Annotated in this window: 4 protein-coding genes; all 4 read left to right on the top strand. The window is 63.9% G+C overall.

The genetic code is table 11. The features are described from left to right. Positions 1-1,002: DNA cytosine methyltransferase (locus QJQ48_RS27575; RefSeq protein WP_346294425.1), on the top strand; the 1,002-nt coding region annotated here is incomplete at its 5' end. Then, on the top strand, positions 999-1,835 hold the full coding sequence (locus QJQ48_RS27580) for an Eco29kI family restriction endonuclease (protein ID WP_346294426.1): 837 nt from the start codon (positions 999-1,001) through the stop codon (positions 1,833-1,835). The genes QJQ48_RS27575 and QJQ48_RS27580, both read left to right, overlap by 4 nt. Before the next feature lie 364 nt (positions 1,836-2,199). Next, positions 2,200-2,757 carry a recombinase family protein gene (locus tag QJQ48_RS27585; RefSeq protein ID WP_346294427.1) on the top strand — a complete coding sequence of 186 codons (558 nt, stop codon included), beginning with the start codon at positions 2,200-2,202 and terminating at the stop codon, positions 2,755-2,757. A gap of 90 nt (positions 2,758-2,847) precedes the next feature. After that, positions 2,848-3,231: division plane positioning ATPase MipZ (locus QJQ48_RS27590; RefSeq protein WP_346294428.1), on the top strand; the 384-nt coding region annotated here is incomplete at its 3' end.

The following is a 3,231-nucleotide window of genomic DNA, read 5'->3' on the forward strand; positions in this document are numbered from 1 at the left end:
GACTTCGCCAAACACGCGGGCAAGGTCGGGTTAGTCACGGGCGGCCCCCCCTGTCAGCCGTTCTCGCTAGGCGGCAAGCACAAGGCGTTCAATGATGCTCGCGACATGTGGCCCGAGGCTGTGCGGGCAGTGCGCGAAGTGCAGCCACAGGCCTTCATCTTCGAGAACGTGAAGGGCCTCACCCGCGAGGCGTTCGCCACGTATCTTGCCTACATCGTGCACCAGCTCACCTATCCCGAGCTTGTCCGGGCCGACAATGAGAGTTGGTCGGACCATCTCGCCCGCCTGGAGCGTCACCACACTGCCGACGGCGGCCGCGGCGGCGGACTCTCCTATCGCGTCGTCTACCGCGTCCTGAACGCCGCTGATTACGGTATCCCGCAACGGCGCGAGCGTGTGATCTTCGTCGGCTTCCGCGCCGATCTCGGGATCGAGTGGTCATTCCCCGACCCGACGCACTCGGCCGATGCCCTAGCGTGGGCGCAATGCCGCTCGGGGGCGTATTGGGAACGCCATCGCGTCGCGCGCAAGGATCGGTGGGTGTCCGACCGTATGACCGAGCGGGCCGCGCGGTTGCAGCTCGAGCCGAGCTTGCAGCCGTGGCGCACCGTTCGTGACGCGATCGGCGATCTCCCCGACCCGGAGCATAAGCCGCGCGAGGCTGCGGCCTTCCTCAACCACCGTTTCCAGCCCGGCGCTCGCTCCTATCCCGGCCATACAGGAAGTCCCCTCGACGAACCGGCCAAGACCTTGAAGGCGGGAGTGCATGGCGTTCCCGGCGGAGAGAACATGCTTGCCCGCCCCGACGGCAGCGTGCGCTACTTCACCGTTCGTGAGAGCGCCAGGCTCCAGACCTTCCCCGATGATTACGCCTTCCACGGCTCTTGGTCGGAGACCATGCGTCAGCTCGGCAACGCGGTTCCGGTTGATCTCGCAGCCTTGATTGCCCGCGACGTGCGCCGCCGCCTGACTGCCTTGCCCGCGCCGAAGGGCGTGCAATGACGAAGGCGCGCCCCGGTTCCCCCGCCGCCCTGGTGGAGAAGCTCCGCGAGGATCTCGCCAATCTCGCGGCCCTTACCGCAGCTGGCGGCCTATCCGCCCCCGCGCGGCGCAAGCTTGAAGCCGACATGCGCGCGATCGTAGTCGAGCTTGAAGAGCTTCTGTTGAACCTCGACCCCATCCGCCAGCCAGCAGCCGTATTCGATCCCGGCAATCCGAAGATAATCGGCCGATTCATCTCGCTTGCCATGGTGGCGCAGCCGCGCGTGCCGCTCGCGGAGCTTCAGGCGTTCTATGGCTCAGGCGTCTATGCGCTATACTACAACGGGGACTTTCCCCTTTATGAGCCGATCAAGGGCACGGAAACCCCGATTTACGTCGGCCAGGCCGCACCGGCCATCAACAACGCGCGCACCCCCAAAGAGCAGGAGGATCGGCTCGCCCGACGCCTACGCGATCACGCCGGCAATATCGCCAGGGCCACGAGCACGCTCCGTTTGGAGGACTTCGAGTTCAGATCGCTGGTTGTTCAAAGCGGCTGGGAGACAGCGGCCGAGGATTACTTGATCCACCTCTTTCAGCCCATCTGGAATAGCGAGACCAAGATCCTCTATGGCCTTGGTAAGCATGGGGACTCGGCGACGACGCGAGCCAACAAGCGCTCGCCGTGGGATACGCTCCACCCCGGCAGGACGTGGGCGGCCGATAGCACGGACGATGCCCGCACCCCCGAGCAGATCGAGGCCGATCTCACGCGCCATTTCGCGGAGACGAGAATCTACGCGACGCTAGATGACGTGCTGCATGACTTTGTTGCAGAATTGAGTCAGATCTAGCGCCTTCGCACAAGCATCGCCTTCCATAATTCAGGATTTTCGCAAGGCTTCTAACCCACTGTGCAGCCTAGGAAAAAAACTTGCGAAATATACTTGCGTAATTAGCGCGCCTGTGGCACCTTCAAGTTGCTCACGAGAGCAAGGGTCTTCTCACTAAGCAAACGCAAGAAGGAGGCTCACCATGCGAAACGTGAGCGCGTTCCTGCAAGCAAGTTGGGGACGGCTGAAAATCACTTTCAGCCTCACAATCCGCCTGTAGGAAAGGAAAAGCCCCTGCGCTAACAGGGGCTTTCCTCACTAAGCAAAACACTCATGCGAATTTGAGCGCGTGTTTATTATGTAAATACAAACAAGGAATGTCAATATGCTTGTTGGCTACGCCAGGGTATCGACAGACGGGCAAACCCTCGACGCCCAGGTAAGCGCCTTACGCGCCGCCGGGGCAGAGAGCGTGTTTCAGGAGAAGATCAGCGGCGCCCGCGCCGCCCGCCCGCAGCTCGGGCGCTTACTCGACGCCCTGAACCCTGGCGACGTGGTGCTTGTCACCAGGCTCGACAGGCTCGCCCGCTCGACCCGAGACTTGCTCAACGTGCTCGCCACGATCGCCGAGAAGGGAGCGGCCTTCCGCTCCCTCGCTGATACGTGGGCAGACACCACCACTCCTCACGGCCGCCTGATGCTCACCGTGCTCGGCGGCCTCGCCGAATTCGAGCGGGAGCTAATCCGCGCCCGCACCCACGAAGGCCGGCAACGGGCCAAGGCCGCCGGCCGGCGGCTCGGCCGTAAGCCGAAGCTCACACCACACCAGCGGCAGGAGGCCCTAGACGCCTTGGAAGCTGGGAAAGCCACGGCGGCTGATCTTGCTCGACGCTTCAACGTCGCCGAGAGCACGATCTCGCGCATGCGAAGGCCGCTCGCCTAGCCTAGGCGAATCAATGCTACTGCTGCATTATGAGGCATCACTTTTGCGCTGTGCCTTGTAGCGCACAGCGCATGCGCTAGGATGCTCAGCATGAAGGTGCTCACCCTCGTGACCCAAAAAGGCGGCAGCGGCAAAAGCACGCTCGCCGCGAGCCTGGCCGTGGCGGCCGGCGAGGCGGGGGAGCGAGTGTTTGCCCTAGAGCTTGACCGGCAGGGTACCTTGGCCCGCTGGATCGACCGCCGCGAGGCCGAGACCCCCGGCTTTGATCGGGTGCTCACCGAGAGCGCGCTCAACCAGGCCCTCGCCACCCTCGCGGGCCAAAAATTCACGCTCGTGATTATCGACACCCCCGGCGCCGACAACCCGCTTGTGACGGCCGCCATTCGCGTCGCCGACCTATGCCTGATCCCCACCAGGCCAACGCCGGCCGACCTGGAGGCCACGCGGCCGACCCTGGAGGCGATCCAGGCCACC

The organism is Sphaerothrix gracilis Ecp01, from assembly GCF_030405905.1.
GTDB lineage: Bacteria > Cyanobacteriota > Cyanobacteriia > Phormidesmidales > Phormidesmidaceae > Sphaerothrix > Sphaerothrix gracilis.

What these genes read in the sequence shown, in the direction of transcription:
- QJQ48_RS27580 (WP_346294426.1), top strand. Translation starts at nt 999, where the DNA reads ATGACGAAGGCGCGCCCCGGTTCCCCCGCCGCCCTGGTGGAGAAGCTC.
- QJQ48_RS27585 (WP_346294427.1), top strand. Translation starts at nt 2,200, where the DNA reads ATGCTTGTTGGCTACGCCAGGGTATCGACAGACGGGCAAACCCTCGAC.